Origin of the sequence: Pseudomonas sp. ICMP22404 (genome assembly GCF_006227205.1) — a bacterium.
Taxonomy (GTDB): domain Bacteria; phylum Pseudomonadota; class Gammaproteobacteria; order Pseudomonadales; family Pseudomonadaceae; genus Aquipseudomonas.
Genome location: NZ_VCNG01000002.1, coordinates 421,265 through 436,812 on the forward strand (window position 1 = coordinate 421,265; position 15,548 = coordinate 436,812).

Here is a 15,548-nt window from a genome sequence, read left to right on the forward strand (position 1 = left end):
GCGTGACCATGAGACCGTATCGATGAACGTGCGTCGCGCTCTATCCGGCGGTTGGCTGCGTGGCGCTGCCTGCGCAGTGCTGGCCTCCCTCGCGTCATTGACGTGCCTGCCGTCGTTCGCAACGGAGTCGGCGTGTGGGACTCGGGATTGGCCTTTGTGGGAGTCCTGGGCCACTCGCTATGTCCAGGACGATGGCCGGATGTTGTCTTCCAGCATGGAGGCCAACCACAGCACCTCGGAGGGGCAGTCCTACGGCATGCTCTTCGCGTTGATCGGTAACGATCCGGCGCGCTTCGAGCATCTGTGGGCCTGGACCCGTGCCAACATGCTCGGTTCGGATCCCTCGACCCGTCTGCCGGGCTGGCTGTGGGGGCAGGGCAAGGATGGGCAATGGCAGCTTCAGGATGCGAATTCGGCCTCCGATGCCGACCTGTGGATCGTCTACTCGCTGCTCGAAGCCGCGCGGCTGTGGCAGCGTCCCGAGTACCGTGTCGATGCGTTGCAGTTGCTCAAGACCATTGAGTCGAAGCTGGTCGTCACGTTGCCGGGCCTCGGCAAAATGCTGCTGCCTGGCCCCGAAGGTTTCGTTCAGCCAGACCATCTGTGGCGCCTGAACCCGAGCTATCTGCCTCGGCCATTGCTCCTGCGGCTGGCCAAGGAACAACCGAAGGGGCCGTGGAAAGAAATCGCGGACAACACCGTCAAGCTGATCCGCAGCGCCAGCCCCAAAGGCTATGTCGCGGATTGGGTGGGCTATCGCGGGACTTCCGCGCAGTCCGGCCTGTTCGTGATCGATCCGATCAAGGGCGGCTTGGGCAGTTACGATGCGATCCGCGTTTACCTGTGGGCAGGGATGACACCCAAGACCGATCCCGCGAATCCAAAGCTTCTGGAAGCGCTGGATGGCATGACCCAAAGCACGGCGTCTGGCGGTGTCCCGCCAGAAAAAGCCCAGGTGGTTTCCGCTGCGCTCGATGGTGCAGGGCCGTTCGGCTATTCGGCGGCGCTGGTGCCGTATTTCATCGCCAAGGGGCACCCATGGTTGGCCGAGCAACAGCAACGTCGCGCCCAGGACGGTATTGATGCGGCCTTCGCTAAAGGCAGCGACCAAGGTGCCGATCCTCTTTATTACAACGTCATGCTAAGCCTGTTCGGGTTGGGTTGGGCAGAGAAGCGTTACCAGTTCCGTGATGACGGAACGCTCACTTTGTCCTGGGAGACGTCATGCGCCCGCGCCGCTCTACGCTAGCTGTTGCAGTTTTCATTGCGCTGATCGCTTCCGGTGCTCATGCCGAAGGCACGGACATCCAGGCCCAACTGGTCGAACAAGGTCAGTACTGGCAAGCCCGCTCGAATGCGTCGCGCTCTGCCGAGATCTGGCAGAAAGTCCTGCGCCTGGATCCGAATCAGGTCGATGCCCTCTATGGCATGGGCTTGATCGGCGTCAAGCAGAACAAGCCGCAACAGGCCCAGGAATACCTGACGCGCCTGCAGGCGTTGTCACCGCAACCCTGGATGGCTCGCCAGCTGGAGCAGGACATTGCGTTGGCCAAGCCGGAGAACAAGGCGCAACTGGATGAGGCCCGTCGCCTGGTCGACGCAGGTGAGCGTGACAAGGCGACCGAGGTGTTTCGCCGGATGTTCAACGGCCTGACCCCGGAGGGCACGGTTGGGCGTGAGTACTACAACAACCTGGCCTTCAACGCCGACGGCTGGTCCGAGGCACGTCAGGGCATGGAGCGTTTGCTGCGTGAAACCCCCGACGATGCGATCCTGGCGCTGTTTTATGGCAAGCAACTGATTCGTCACGAAGATAGCCGTGCCGAGGGCGCTCGCGTGCTCGCCAAGTTGACCAAACGCGTGGAAATCGCCGGCGACGCCGATGAAAGCTGGCGCTTGGCGCTGGTCTGGATCGGTCCGCCGAATGCTGCTCAGGTGCCGCTGTTCGAGGAGTTCCTGAGGGCTCACCCGGATGATCAGGACATCCGTGACCAGATGAACAAGGGTCGCCAAAAAGCGGCTACCGCCGGCGGTTCCACCTGGCAGCAGGACCCATTGGTGGCCAGCGGCTTGCGTGCCTTGGAGAACGGCGATCAGGCCGGCGCGGAGAAGGCGTTCCAGACGCGCCTCAAGACCCGTCCGGATGATAGCGATGCCCTGGGCGGTCTGGGTGTGGTCCGTCAGCAACAGGGGCGTTTCTCGGAAGCCGAACAACTGCTGACCCGTGCGATCAACACCGGTGGTACCCGCTGGAAAACCGCATTGAACGGCGTTCGCTATTGGGCGCTGTTGCAACAGGGCCGCGACTTGCAGGCCAAAGGGCAGACCGCCAAGGCAACCGAGGCCGTCGCCCAGGCCATGCGCTGGAACCCCAATGGGGTCGACGCTCGTCTTACCCTGGCCGATATCCAGGCCCAGGCCGGCCAGTTCGACAGCGCAGCCGCCAGCTACCGTCAGGTACTGGCGAGCCAGCCTGGCAACCCACAGGCCATACGTGGCCTGGTCAATGTGTTGTCGCAAACCGGGCATGCCGATGAAGCCTTGAGCCTGTTGGACAGCCTGCCGGCCGCTGAACAGGCCAAGCTCGGCAATACTGGCCAGTTGCGTGCCTTGCGCGCCACCCAGATGGCCAGTGTGGCCGAGCAGCGTGGCGATATCCGCAGTGCCCAGAATGCGTTGCTCGATGCCGTGAACAGCGACCCGGATAACGTCTGGACGCGCTTCAGCCTCGCGCGCCTGTATCTGAAAACCGGCGAATCGAAAAAGGCTCGCGATCTGATCGACGCCTTTCTCAAAAGCCACCCGGACAACGTCGATGCGCTGTACACCAGTGCCTTGCTGTCGGTGGAAATGGAGCAGTGGAAAGACGCCCAGGTCACCATCAACCGGATTCCCGTCGACCGCCGCACTGCGGACATGAACGAGCTGGCGGACCGGGTCACGTTGACCACGCAGATCAATCTGGCGGCGGCCATGGCCAAGCGCGGACAGCGTCAGGAAGCCCTGGCTTTGCTGGATCGCCTGCAACCGATGGCCGCTCGTAGCCCCGAGCGCACGGCGACCTTGGCGTCGGCTTATGTCGACGCCGGGGATGTCGAGCAGGCGCTGTCGATGATGCGTTCGTTGCTGACCCAAAGCAGCGCGCCGTCGGCCGATCTGATGCTGCAATACGCATCCCTGCTGCTCAAGACGGGGGATGATGCCCAGGTTAATTCGATCCTGAACAGCTTGCAGAACCAGCCGCTGAGCGTCGCGACCCGCAAGCGTTACGACGATGTGCTGTACCTGTACCGTATCCGTCAGGCCGACCGCTTGCGCGAGGGCGGTGACCTGGCCGCGGCTTATGACACGTTGGCGCCGGCGTTGGCCCAACGTCCGGGCGATGTCGCCGCGACCTCGGCCCTGGCCAGGATGTACACCGCCAATGGCGACAACGCCAAGGCCTTCGACCTGTACAAACCCTTGCTCAAGCGCAACCCGAACGACCCGTTGGTGTTGTTGAACGCGGCCGATGCTGCCGTGCTCGCCCACGACAACGGCTATGCGGAAAATGCGCTGGAACAGTTCATGGCGTTGCAGAACTACGATCCAGAATCGTTGACTGAAGTCGCACGCATCTACCGGGCGATGGGCAACAGCGGCAAGGCGACTGAAGTGCTGCGCAAAGCGGTAGCCATCGAGCAGAGCGAGAAGCAACGCAGCCTGGCCGCCCAGCCTGGTGCGATGAATGTGGCGGCGAATCCGTTCGCAGGTGGGGCGGGGCAGCGTCGGCAGGTCTTGCGCGCGCCGGCGTCGGCCATTCCGCCACCGGCAGAGGCCATTCTCAACGGCGGCGTCATGCTCGCCAGTGCCGATGGCGTGCCTGCCGATGCCTATCCAGGCCAGCCGCGAAGCAACGGTCAAACGGCCTCTGTGCGGGGTGCCGCGGTCGCGCAGAGCAATCCCTTCAATGCCCAGCCGCAACCTCGAACGGTACTGACCGTCGTCGATTCGACAAGCTCCGCTCAGCGCGCGCTCAACGATATTCTGCAGGAGCGCAGCGGTTACGTTGCCCAAGGCTTGAGCGTTCGCAGCAACAACAGCGAATCGGGCCTGAGCAAACTGACGGACGTTGAAACGCCGTTCGAAGTGAACGTGCCGGCTGGTGACAACCGTGTGGCCGTGCGTATCACCCCGGTAGCGCTCACGGCCGGCAGTGTGAAGGGCGAGGCCGCCAGTCGTTTCGGTAGCGGCTCCAGCGCGACCTCCGGTATCGGTTCGCAACGTGCCGAGGGCGTCGGTCTTGGGGTGGCGTACGAGCGTCCCGATGAAGGCATCAAGGCCGATGTCGGGACCACGCCGATCGGTTTCAAATACACGACGGCGGTGGGGGGCGTGAGTGTCGATCGCCCACTGAGCGATAACGGCAATTTCCGTTACCGCGTCGCGGCGTCGCGTCGCGCGGTCACCGACAGCCTGACGTCGTTTGCCGGCACCACCGACAAGCGTGCTGGCGGTGGATCGTGGGGCGGGGTGACCGCCAACGGTGTACGTGGCGAAATGAGCTACGACAACTCGCAGGTCGGTGCCTACGGGTATGGCTCCGTGCACGAACTGGTGGGACACAATGTCGAATCCAACACCCGGGGTGAACTGGGCGGTGGCGTCTATTGGTACCTGGACAACATGCAGGACCACTCGCTCACCGTTGGCCTCAGCGCCACGGCGCTGGGCTACGAGAACAACCAGGACTTCTTCACCTACGGGCATGGTGGCTACTTCAGTCCCCAGAGCTATTTCGCCCTGGGCGTGCCGGTGACCTGGCAGCAGCGCACCGAGCGCTTTACCTATCAGGTCAAGAGTTCGGTGGGCATCCAGCACTTCCAGCAGGACGGCGCCGATTTCTTCCCGAACGACAGCGACCGTCAGGCGGCCAACGATTCGCGCTACTCAGGACAGAGCAAAACCGGCGTGGGCTACAGCCTGGCGGCAGCCGGCGAATACAAGTTCGGTTCGCGCTTCTTCCTTGGCGCCACGATCGGCATGGATAACGCCAGCGATTATCAGCAATTCAATGGTGGCCTGTATGCGCGCTACATGTTCGAGGACATGACCGGCAGCCCGATGGCGCTCCCGGTCAGCCCTTACCGCTCTCCTTATTCGAACTGATTCCCGGAGATATCTATGCCAGCCTCTGCCCTTGCCGGCCTGACCCTTCTGGTGCTTGGCGAAAGCCATATGAGCCTTGCGGACCACCTGATGGAGCCGCTCAACGCCGATCTCACCCGCCAGGGAGCGATCGTTCATTCCATCGGCGCCTGTGGTGCCAGCGCTGGCGACTGGTTGATCACCAAGAAAGTCGATTGTGGTGCCGAGCAAAAGGGCACCGCCAAGATCGAGATCAAGGGCCGTGACGCTACCACCACGCCTATCGCCGAGCTGATCGCCAAGGACAAGCCCGACCTGGTGGTACTGGTCATCGGCGATACCATGGCGTCCTACGACAAACCGGCGTTTCCCAAGGCCTGGGCCTGGCAGAGCGTGACCAGCCTGACCAAGGCCATCGCCGCGACCGGCACCAAATGTGCCTGGGTCGGCCCAGCGTGGGGTAAGGCGGGGGGCATGTACCAGAAAAATGATCCGCGTACCCAATTGATGTCGCAATTTCTGGCCAGCAACGTCGCGCCTTGCACCTATATCGATTCGCTGACCTTCTCCAAGCCGGGCCAATGGGTCACCACCGACGGTCAGCATTTCACGGTCGCAGGTTACAAGGCCTGGGGCACTGCAATCGGCGCCGCACTGGGCAAGTTGCCGCCTGAAGCGTTGAGCAGCAAAGGGGCGAAAAAATGATCAACGCCAAGGTCCTGAGTGCGGCTGCGCTGCTGTTGTCGAGCTTGAGCGTGGTGGCGGCGGACATCCCGCTGTACCCGACCGGTCCCGCCGAAGATGCTGCGTTCATTCGCTTCGTCAACGGCAGCGCCGAGCCGATGCAGGTCATTGCCCAGGAAGGCCAACCGCCGCTGAAACTGGATGCGGCGCAGCCGGCTTCGCTGTTTTTCCCGGTCACGGCCAGCAGCGCTATCAAAGGCACCCTGGTCAGCGGCCAGCAGCGCCTGGCGCTGGACGTCAAGGCCGAGCCGGGCGAGTTCGCGACCGTGGTCGCGCTTCCGGATGGCAAGGGGCTCAGGCAAGTGACCGTGCATGACATCCCGGACGATTTCAATGGCCTCAAGGCTTCGCTGGGCTTCTTCAACCTGGACAGCAGCTGTGTCGACGCCAGCCTGCGCCCCGCAGGTCGCACCGCCGACCTGTTCAAAGGCGTGACCGAAGGCAACCTGCAACGTCGCTCGATCAACCCGGTGAAGTTGTCCGTGCAACTGGTCTGCGCCAATGCCAATGTCGGCCCCGCGCTGGATCTGGGTGAACTGAAGGCGGGCGAGCGCTACAGCGTATTGCTGTTGCCGACCGCCACCGGACCTCGACTCCTGGCCGCCACGGACACGTTGTCCCACTGATCGGATTGCGCTGTCGCCATGGTTTTCGCCTCGCTCGAGTTCCTGACGCTGTTCCTGCCGGCCTTCCTGTTGATCTACGCCCTGGTTCCCCACGGCTGGCGCAACGGGGTGCTGCTGGCGGGCAGTTGGTTGTTCTACGGCTGGCTGAGCCCGCTGTTCCTGTCGTTGCATGTCGTGCTGACCATCGTTGCCTGGGTCGGCGGCCTGCTGGTCGACCGTTGCCGCGAGGACTCCCGTGGACGCCTGCGGCTGCTGGTCGCGTTGATCGTGTTCAACACCGCCGTGCTGTGCTGGTACAAGTACGCGAACATCCTCGCTGGCACATGGAGCGAGCTGATGACCCACTACGGCGCCATGCCGCTTGAGTGGCAGAAGGTCGCGTTGCCGGCCGGGTTGTCGTTCATCGTGTTGCAGGCGATTTCTTACCTGGTGGACGTGCATCGCCACACGGTTCCGGTGGAGCGCAGTTTCATCAACTACGCCACCTACATTTCCATGTTCGGCCACTCGATTGCCGGCCCCATCATTCGTTATGACTGGGTCCGCCGTGAGCTGGTGGATCGCTGGTTCAACTGGCAGAACTTCACCCTGGGTGCCCGCCGCTTCATGGTCGGCATGTGCATGAAAGTGCTGGTGGCCGACACCCTGTCGCCGTTGGTGGACGTGGCCTTCCATCTGGAAAACCCGTCATTCGTGGACGCCTGGATCGGTTGCCTGGCGTACTCGTTGCAGCTGTTCTTCGACTTCGCCGGCTACAGCGCCATGGCGATCGGCCTGGGGCTGATGCTGGGGTTTCATTTCCCGGAAAACTTCAACCGGCCGTACCTGGCCAGCAGTATCCAGGACTTCTGGCGGCGCTGGCACTTGTCGCTGTCCAGTTGGTTGCGCGATTACCTGTACATCGGCCTGGGCGGTAATCGTCATGGCGTCTGGAAAACCTATCGCAACCTGTTCCTGACCATGGCCATTGCCGGGCTGTGGCATGGCGGCGATAGTTGGAACTACTTGCTGTGGGGTTCGGCCCATGGCGTGGCGTTGTGTGTCGACCGGGCATGGTCGCGTTCGAGCCTGCCTGCTGTCCCGCGTGTGCTGGCGCATGTGTTGACGCTGTTGTTCGTTTGCCTGGCGTGGACACTGTTCCGCGCCCCGGACTTCCACTCGGCCATGACCCTGTACGCCGGGCAGTTCGGTCTGCACGGGTTTGCCCTCGGCGATGCGCTGGCGGTGACGTTGCGGCCGGTGCAGGGCCTGGCGGCGGTGCTGGGCGTGGTGTGCGTGATCCTGCCGATCTGGCAGGTACGTTTTGAAAGACGAATGGCGGGCAATGCGTTGTATGCATTGGCTGTCGCCTTTTGGCCCGTAGCCGGTTTCCTGCTGTCGTTCGCTCTGATCGCCAGCCGTGAAGCCGTGCCTTTCCTGTACTTTCAGTTCTGATGACGACGCCAAAGAAGTCTCCGCCCAGCGCACCGACGCCCCCCAGCGACCTGGTGACCCGAACCAGCAAAGTCTCCGGCTACACACTGATCGGCTTGCTCGGTGTCGGCTTGATTTCCTGTGGTTGGCTACTGTTCAGCGGCAAGGTGCAAATGTTGCCGCCCAACCTGACCCGCGATGCGGCGATGCATGGCGACGTCACCCACCGTATCGCCAAGCAGCTGTCCAACGCCTGGTTTCCCGAACAGGCCGCCAATCTGGAGCGCGGCGCCAGTTGGCTGCTGTTCCATGACACCGGGCCCCGGGTTCGTCCGGGCTGTCAGGGCTGGCTGTTTCTGACCGATGAGATGCGCATCAACCACCACGCCCGGGCCAACGCCGAGGCCAAGGCGCAGGCAGTGATCGACGTACAACGACGGCTGAGCCAACGTGGCATTCAATTGCTCGTGGCGGTGGTGCCGGACAAGAGCCGTATTGCTGCCGCGCAGTTGTGTGGCCTGGATCGTCCGGCCGAACTGGCCCCTCGGGTGGAGGAATGGACCGCGACACTGAACCAGGCAGGGGTGTCGGCGCTGAACCTTGCGTCGACGTTGCAGCCGTTGGCTGCATCGGCTTACCTGCGTACCGACACACACTGGAGCGAGATCGGCTCCAATGCGGCGGCACGGGCAATTGCGCAACAGGTACAGGCAATGGGCATTCGCGCCACGCCACAAAAAACCTTTGCCACCCACTCCAGCGCGGCGGCCTTGCGTGCGGGTGATCTCGTGCACCTGGCCGGCATCGACTGGCTGCCGCTGAATTGGCAACCCACGCCGGAAACCGTAGCGGCCACGCAAGTCAGCGAGCAGCAGCAAGCCGTTCAGGACGGAGGCGACAACCTCGATGATCTGTTCGGCGACGGCGGCCTGCCCAATGTAGCGTTGATCGGCACCTCGTTCTCGCGCAACTCCAACTTCTTGGGGTTTCTCGAACTTGCACTGGGAGCTCCTGTGGGAAGTTTCGCCAAGGACGGTGGCGAATTCTCCGGTGGCGCCAATCAGTACTTCAGCAACCCGGCTTTTCGGGATACGCCCCCCAAGCTGCTGATCTGGGAGATTCCCGAGCGTGATCTGCAGACGCCGTATGAGGCTATCGGGATGTTGAGCGAGAAGGAGTGAGCCTGTGGACTGGATGATGTCCAGTCCAGAGACTCAATGGTTCAGTCCGTTCGTCAATCCTGGCGAATATCTGAGAAGCGATACTTCAATGCGAATGCCGCGGTTCACCGCTACGGGCAATCACCCGCAGATGCAAGGTGGCGGGTTCCAGGCAGCCCCCGGTGGAAAGTTGTCCCACCAGTTGCCGGTAGAGCTCCTGCCAGGGTGTCTGTGAGGGAGGCATCTGCGGTACCCATTCCCGTCGGCGCCGCTCCATCTCCGCCTCGTCGATCAACAGATTGACGGTACGGGTGTTCAAGTCCACTTTCAGGCGATCGTTGGTCTTGAGCAACGCCAGGCCACCGCCTACGGCGGCTTCCGGGGACATGTTGAGAATCGACGGGCTCGCTGAGGTGCCGCTCTGGCGTCCGTCGCCCAGGCACGGCAGCGAGTCGATGCCGCGTTTGATCAGGGCCGCCGGCGGTGCCATGTTCACCACTTCGGCGCTGCCGGGATAGCCCACGGTGCCGACACCGCGGACGACGAGGATACAGCGTTCGTCGATGTCCAGCGCCGGGTCGTCGATGCGTGCGTGATAGTCCTCCGGGCCTTCGAACACTATGGCCCGGGCTTCGAAACTGTTCTCGGCACCGGGTTCGGACAGATACGTCTTGCGAAAGGCCTCGCCCACCACCGACATCTTCATGATCGCACTGTCGAAGAAATTGCCACTGAGCACGATGAACCCGGCGCGGTGCTTGAGTGGTGTATCGAAGGGGTGGATGACGTCGACGTCGCTGGTCCGGCTGCTGCCCACGATTTCGCCGATGGTTCGGCCGCTGACCGTGGCGCAGTCTTCGTGCAGGCGCCCGGCTTTTTGCAGCTCATGCATGACCGAGGGCACGCCTCCAGCCCGGTGGAAGCCTTCACCCAGGTACTTGCCCGCCGGCATGCAATTGACCAGCAGCGGTACGTCTTCGCCAATCCGTTGCCAATCATCCAGGCTCAACTCGACACCCATGTGCCGGGCAATGGCTATCAGGTGCGGTGGGCAGTTGCTTGAAGCGCCCAATGCCGAAGCGACGGCGATGGCATTTTCGAAGGCCTGGCGGGTCATGATTTGCGAGGGACGAATGTCTTGTCGGACCAACTCGCAGATGCGCTTGCCCGTGGCATAGGCCATTTGTCCGCGCTCGCGGTAGGGCGCCGGAATGCTCGCGCAGCCCGGCAGCGACATGCCCAGGGCTTCGGCCAAGGCATTCATCGACAGGGCAGTGCCCATGGTGTTGCAGTGGCCCACCGAAGGCGACGCCGCGGTGGTCATTTCCATGAAGCCTTCATAGTCGATTTCGCCGGCGGCCATCAGGTTGCGCGCATGCCAGAGTACGGTGCCTGAGCCGATCAGATCGCCCTTGTAGTGACCGTCGAGCATCGGCCCGCCGGACAGGACGATGGCCGGCAGGTCGGTGGTCGCGGCCGCCATCAGGCAGGCCGGGGTCGTCTTGTCGCAACCCGTGGTGAGCACCACGCCGTCCAAGGGGTAGCCGTGGAGGATTTCCACCAACCCCAGATAGGCCAGGTTGCGGTCCAGTGCTGCGGTGGGCCGACGCGATTGCTCGGCAATCGGATGCACCGGGAACTCCATGGGAATGCCGCCTGCATCGCGAATACCGGCCTTGACCCGTTGCGCCAGCTCCAGGTGATGACGGTTGCAGGGTGTCAGGTCGCTGCCGGTCTGGGCGATGCCGATGATCGGGCGTCCCGATTGCAGCTCTTCGCGGGTCATCCCGTAATTCATGTAGCGCTCGACGTACAAGGCCGTCATGTCCGCGTGGGCCGGGTCGTTGAACCACTGTTCGCTGCGCAGGCGGCGTTTGGGCGTGTCACTCATGATGCTTGTCTCTCTTATTGTTGGATGAATCGACAAACCGCACCGGTGTCAGCGTACTAGCAATCCACGCGCGGCAAGATTGCGCAACAGCGCGCTCAAGCCAAACGTCCAGGGAGCGGCTTCACAGCTGTAGGTCACGCGGTTATGCAGGCTACCGAGCAATGGGCTGCTGATCCGGACCCGGTCACCCGGTTTATGGGTGAAACCGCTGCCGACGGTGTCTCGGTCTTCGGTCGGGGCAAACAGGGTACCCAGGAACAGCAGGAACCCGTCCGGGTACTGGTGATTGGCGTTGAGTGTCTGGGTCGCCAGGTCCAGCGGATCCCGGCTGATCTGGCTCATGGAGCTCGACCCCTGCATCCGATAACCGTCCTCGCCCTGGACTTCCAGGTCGACCACGCAGGCGCGCACGTCGTCCAGGCTGAAGTGCTCATCGAACAGGCGAATGAAAGGGCCGATGGCACAGGAGGCATTGTTGTCCTTGGCCTTGCTCAACAGCAACGCGCTGCGTCCCTCGAAATCCCGCAGATTGACATCGTTGCCCAGGGTGGCGCCATGGACCTGGCCACGGCTGTTCACCGCCAGCACCACTTCGGGCTCAGGATTGTTCCACTGGGAGCCGGGGTGGATACCGATGTAGCTACCGCTGCCCACGGCGGCGAGTACCGGGGCCTTGGTGAAGATTTCCGCGTCTGGGCCGATGCCGACTTCCAGGTATTGCGACCACATGCCTTGCTCGATCAGCAGCGCTTTCAGGCGCATGGCCTGTTCGGAGCCCGGTACCACCGAGCGCAGGTTGTCGCCGATCACACTGCGCACGGTGGCTCGCACGGCATCGGCTTTTTCCGGATCACCGCCGGCCTTTTCCTCGATCACCCGCTCGATCATGCTGGCGGCGAACGTCACGCCGGCGGCCTTGATCACTTGCAGATCCAACGGTGGCAACAACGAAGGCCTGGAGGGATCGGACTCAGGACCCGTGTTGGCGAGCAGGGCTTCAATGCTGGCGATGAAGGTGCCTGGCGTTTGCCTCACGGCTGTCAAGGGCGACTCGGTTTCCAGCAGGTCGCTCAAGGTCGCGAAATGCTCCGACAGATCGAACACACCGTCGTTGCGCAACACAATCGGCGAGGGCCCGGCGATTCGCCCGGGCACCCAGGCGCGGCCAATCAGCGTTCCGGCCAGGCCGTCGGAGGGCAATGTATTCTCGGGCGTAAGCAATAGCGACATGGCAGTTCTTCCTGGTTCGTGATTGTTTTCACGCTAGGGTGGGCGGACGATAAACTCCAATGAGATATATTCAGTAATCGATAACGAACGGTTATTGCAGGCTCGAGGAAATCGCCCATGTCAGATGTATCCTTTTCCAGCTTCTGCGGCTGGCTGAAATTCCGTCATCTGCTGCTGATCGATACTTTGGGCCGCACTTGCAACATGCACCTGGCGGCCCAGCAGATGAACCTCAGCCAGCCGGCCATCAGCAAGATGCTCAAGGAAATCGAGAGCCTGCTCGGCTTTGCCTTGTTCGAGCGGCGACCGCGCAGCATGCCGCCCACGGCGTTGGGCGAGCATGTGTTGCGGTATGCGCAGATTGCCTTGAATGACGCGCGTTCGTTCGTCGAGCAAATCAGCAGCCTGCGCGAGGGAGGGCATGGCTACCTCAAGGTCGGCGGGATTTTTGCCGCGACGGCGGTGGCTCTGCCCGAGGCAATTTTGCAGATCAAGCAGCGTTGGCCGTTGCTGTCGATTGAGGTAGTGGAGCAGACCAGTAACCACCTGATGGAGATGCTCGAAGAGAAGAAGCTCGATCTGGCGGTAGCCCGTTTTACCGATCAAAGCCAGCAGCAGCGTTATGACTTCCAGCCCCTGGCCCCGGAACCATTCTGCATTGTGGTCAACAGCCGCCATCCCCTGGCCGACGCCGGGCCGACGTCCTTGCGGCAGTTGGTGGATCTGCCGTGGATTCTCTATCCGGTCGGCACACCCATTCGCGCGCGCATGGAACTGGCTTTCGCCGAGGCTGGGGTAGGCATGCCGCGCAACACTGTCGATACCATTTCAATGCAGACCTTTCTCCAGGTCCTGCAGCGCGGTCCGATGATCGGGATGTTGCCCAATGCCATGGTCGATCCATTGCTCGAGAGCGGCCAGTTGAAGACCCTCGACACCCCGCTGCACCTGGTGCCGCAGGATTATGGCATCCTCACGCGCAGAGGCGAGCCATTGATGGGCGCGGCGCTGGAGTTTGCACAAATCCTCAAGGACCACGCTCGCCTGGACGACGGTCCCGCCAATTGAATAACTGGAAAGCGGCGACTGCTGCGATAACGGAACGTTATCGCTTAATCAAAAAATGCCATTGGGAAAGAATCGTTTCACGGTCGTAGAGTGAGCCCCAGCTCCCATCCGATAAAAACAATCAGGCATGTCCACGTGCCCAGGGGTTATCACATGCAAACCGTCTCCGAGCATTTACCTGCCCAGGCGCAAACCGGTGAACTTGATTTCGAAGACCGGACCTACCGTAAAGTCGTCTGGCGCATCCTTCCCGTCCTGCTCCTGTGTTACATGGCGGCTTACCTTGACCGGGTAAACATCGGTTTCGCCAAGCTCGACATGCTCAACGAACTGCAGTTCAGCAACACCGTGTATGCCTTGGGCGCCAGTATGTTCTTCTGGGGCTATTTCCTGTTCGAAGTCCCCAGCAATCTGCTGCTGCATCGCTTCGGCGCGCGGTTCTGGATTGCCCGGATCATGCTCAGTTGGGCCGTGATCTCCATGGCCGTGGCCTACACGGTGCCGCTGGCGGGTTTCTTCCATATCGAATCGAGCACGATGTTCTACGTGCTGCGCTTCCTGTTGGGTGTCTGCGAAGCGGGCTTCTTCCCCGGCGTGATCCTGTACCTCAACTACTGGTTCCCGACCCATCGGCAAAGCCGGGTGATGTCCGGCTTCCTGTTGGCGTTGCCGGTCAGCCTGACGCTGGGCGGAATCCTCTCCGGTTGGCTGATGAACAGCATGCAAGGCGTGCAGGGGCTGTCCGGTTGGCAATGGATGCTGCTGATCGAAGGCATCCCTTCGATCATCATGGCGTTCGTGGTGATTGTCTGCCTGGCCGATAACATCGATAAGGCAAAATGGCTCTCTGTCGCGGAGAAAAACCTGCTCAAGGCCAATCTGCAGACAGACAACCAAGGCAAGGCCAGCCGTTTGAGCGAGGTGTTCCTCAACCCTCGGGTGTGGTTGCTGGTGCTGATCCTGTTGACCTTCAACACAGGCTTCTATGGCCTGGCGTTCTGGATGCCCTCGATCATCAAGAGCACCGGGATCACCAATAGCTTGCACATTGGCTTGCTGACCGCGATTCCCTACGCGGTGGCCGTCGTGGCAATGTTGCTCAACGCGCGGCACTCCAACCGCACCGGCGAGCGGCGCCTGCACGCCGCCATTCCAGCCTTCATCGGCGGCGTCGGCCTGATCCTCAGCGCTTTCTTCGCCAACAATCTGGTGCTGTCCGTACTGTTCCTCAGCGTTGCCGCTTCGGGGATCCTCAGCCTGATGCCGATTTTCTGGACTCTGCCTGGGACGCTGTTGTCGGGCGTCGCGGCAGCCGCTGGCATCGGCATGATCAACGCCATTGGCAACCTGTCGGGCTTCACCGGCTCGATGATCACCGCGGTAGCGGAAACCCTCACGGGCAACATCAATAACGGCACCTATGTACTGGCCCTGTGTCTGTTGGTCAGCGGTGGACTGATCCTGGCCATCCCCGTCTCGATGCTCGCCCGAACCCCCAAGGTCGCCGTCACGTCAGCAAAACTGGAGGTCGCTTGAATCTGCTCAATAAGCGCGTATTGGTCACGGCCGCAGGGCAGGGCATTGGCATGGCCAGCGCCATTGCCTTCGCCCGGGCCGGTGCCGAGGTGTTCGCCAGTGATATCGATATTAGTGCACTGAGGGGCATTGAAGGGGTCACAGCCATGACACTGGACGTTACGTCTGCCGAGGCCATCGACACGGCCTGTGAACGAATCGGTGGCCTGGACGTGTTGTTCAACTGTGCCGGTTACGTGCACAGCGGCAACCTGCTGGAGTGCGACGAATCGGCCTGGGCGCGCTCGATGGACCTCAACGTCACGGCGATGTATCGGACCATCCGCGCATTCCTGCCGGGCATGCTGGCCCGTGGCGGTGGTTCGATCATCAACATGTCGTCGGTGGCGTCGAGTATCAAGGGCGTGCCGAACCGCTTCGCCTATGCGACCAGCAAGGCCGCGGTGATAGGCCTGACGAAGGCCGTCGCCATTGACTTTGTCGGCCAGGGCATTCGCTGCAACGCGATCTGTCCGGGTACGGTGGACTCGCCCTCGTTGCGCCAGCGCATTGCTGCCCAGGCTGCGCAACAGGGCGTCGATGAATTACAGATCTATCATCAGTTCCTTGAGCGCCAGCCCATGGGCCGAATTGGCAGCACCGAAGAAATCGCGCAACTGGCGGTGTACCTGGGTAGCGATGCGTCGACCTATACCACCGGCGCTGTGCATGTCATCGACGGCGGCATGAGCCTCTGAATCGTCTTTACGTTGG

11 protein-coding genes are annotated in these 15,548 nt (G+C 62.1%); 9 read left to right on the top strand and 2 right to left on the bottom strand.

Going from position 1 to position 15,548, the window contains the following annotated elements:
- The first annotated feature begins 22 nt into the window (after positions 1-22).
- The 6 genes from bcsZ to FGE05_RS05715 are packed head-to-tail and all read left to right on the top strand — an operon-like array spanning position 23 to position 9,091.
- Positions 23-1,249, top strand: coding sequence for a cellulose synthase complex periplasmic endoglucanase BcsZ (gene bcsZ, locus FGE05_RS05690; RefSeq protein ID WP_139642540.1), 1,227 nt, complete (start codon positions 23-25; stop codon positions 1,247-1,249).
- A complete protein-coding gene (locus FGE05_RS05695; protein WP_139642291.1) occupies positions 1,225-5,148 on the top strand; it encodes a cellulose biosynthesis protein BcsC in 3,924 nt (1,307 codons plus the stop codon). The genes bcsZ and FGE05_RS05695 overlap by 25 nt, the downstream gene beginning before the upstream one ends.
- 15 nt (positions 5,149-5,163) lie before the next feature.
- A complete protein-coding gene (locus FGE05_RS05700; protein ID WP_139642294.1) occupies positions 5,164-5,832 on the top strand; it encodes an SGNH/GDSL hydrolase family protein in 669 nt (222 codons plus the stop codon).
- Positions 5,829-6,497, top strand: a complete 669-nt coding sequence (locus FGE05_RS05705) for an alginate O-acetyltransferase AlgF (RefSeq protein ID WP_139642296.1) — start codon at positions 5,829-5,831, stop codon at positions 6,495-6,497. The genes FGE05_RS05700 and FGE05_RS05705 overlap by 4 nt, the downstream gene beginning before the upstream one ends.
- A gap of 18 nt (positions 6,498-6,515) precedes the next feature.
- Positions 6,516-7,931 (top strand): MBOAT family protein, encoded by a 1,416-nt coding sequence (locus FGE05_RS05710; RefSeq protein ID WP_139642298.1) that lies wholly within the window; start codon positions 6,516-6,518, stop codon positions 7,929-7,931.
- Positions 7,931-9,091, top strand: coding sequence for a cell division protein FtsQ (locus tag FGE05_RS05715; protein WP_139642300.1), 1,161 nt, complete (start codon positions 7,931-7,933; stop codon positions 9,089-9,091). Before FGE05_RS05710 ends, FGE05_RS05715 begins: the two co-directional genes overlap by 1 nt.
- An 85-nt stretch (positions 9,092-9,176) precedes the next feature.
- On the opposite strand, the gene FGE05_RS05720 is transcribed toward FGE05_RS05715, so the two are convergent.
- Positions 9,177-10,961 (bottom strand): IlvD/Edd family dehydratase, encoded by a 1,785-nt coding sequence (locus FGE05_RS05720; protein WP_139642302.1) that lies wholly within the window; start codon positions 10,959-10,961, stop codon positions 9,177-9,179.
- Between the two features lie 48 nt (positions 10,962-11,009).
- Complete coding sequence (locus tag FGE05_RS05725) at positions 11,010-12,191, bottom strand: fumarylacetoacetate hydrolase family protein (RefSeq protein ID WP_139642304.1); 1,182 nt, start codon at positions 12,189-12,191, stop codon at positions 11,010-11,012.
- Positions 12,192-12,308: 117 nt separating this feature from the next.
- On the opposite strand from FGE05_RS05725, the gene FGE05_RS05730 reads away from it, so the two are divergent.
- From FGE05_RS05730 to FGE05_RS05740, 3 genes are all read left to right on the top strand, one after another.
- Complete coding sequence (locus tag FGE05_RS05730) at positions 12,309-13,259, top strand: LysR family transcriptional regulator (protein ID WP_139642307.1); 951 nt, start codon at positions 12,309-12,311, stop codon at positions 13,257-13,259.
- 153 nt (positions 13,260-13,412) lie between these two features.
- Complete coding sequence (locus FGE05_RS05735) at positions 13,413-14,795, top strand: MFS transporter (RefSeq protein ID WP_139642309.1); 1,383 nt, start codon at positions 13,413-13,415, stop codon at positions 14,793-14,795.
- Positions 14,792-15,532: an SDR family oxidoreductase gene (locus FGE05_RS05740; RefSeq protein ID WP_139642311.1), complete on the top strand. Its 741-nt coding sequence runs from the start codon at positions 14,792-14,794 to the stop codon at positions 15,530-15,532. The genes FGE05_RS05735 and FGE05_RS05740 overlap by 4 nt, the downstream gene beginning before the upstream one ends.
- Positions 15,533-15,548: the final 16 nt, after the last annotated feature.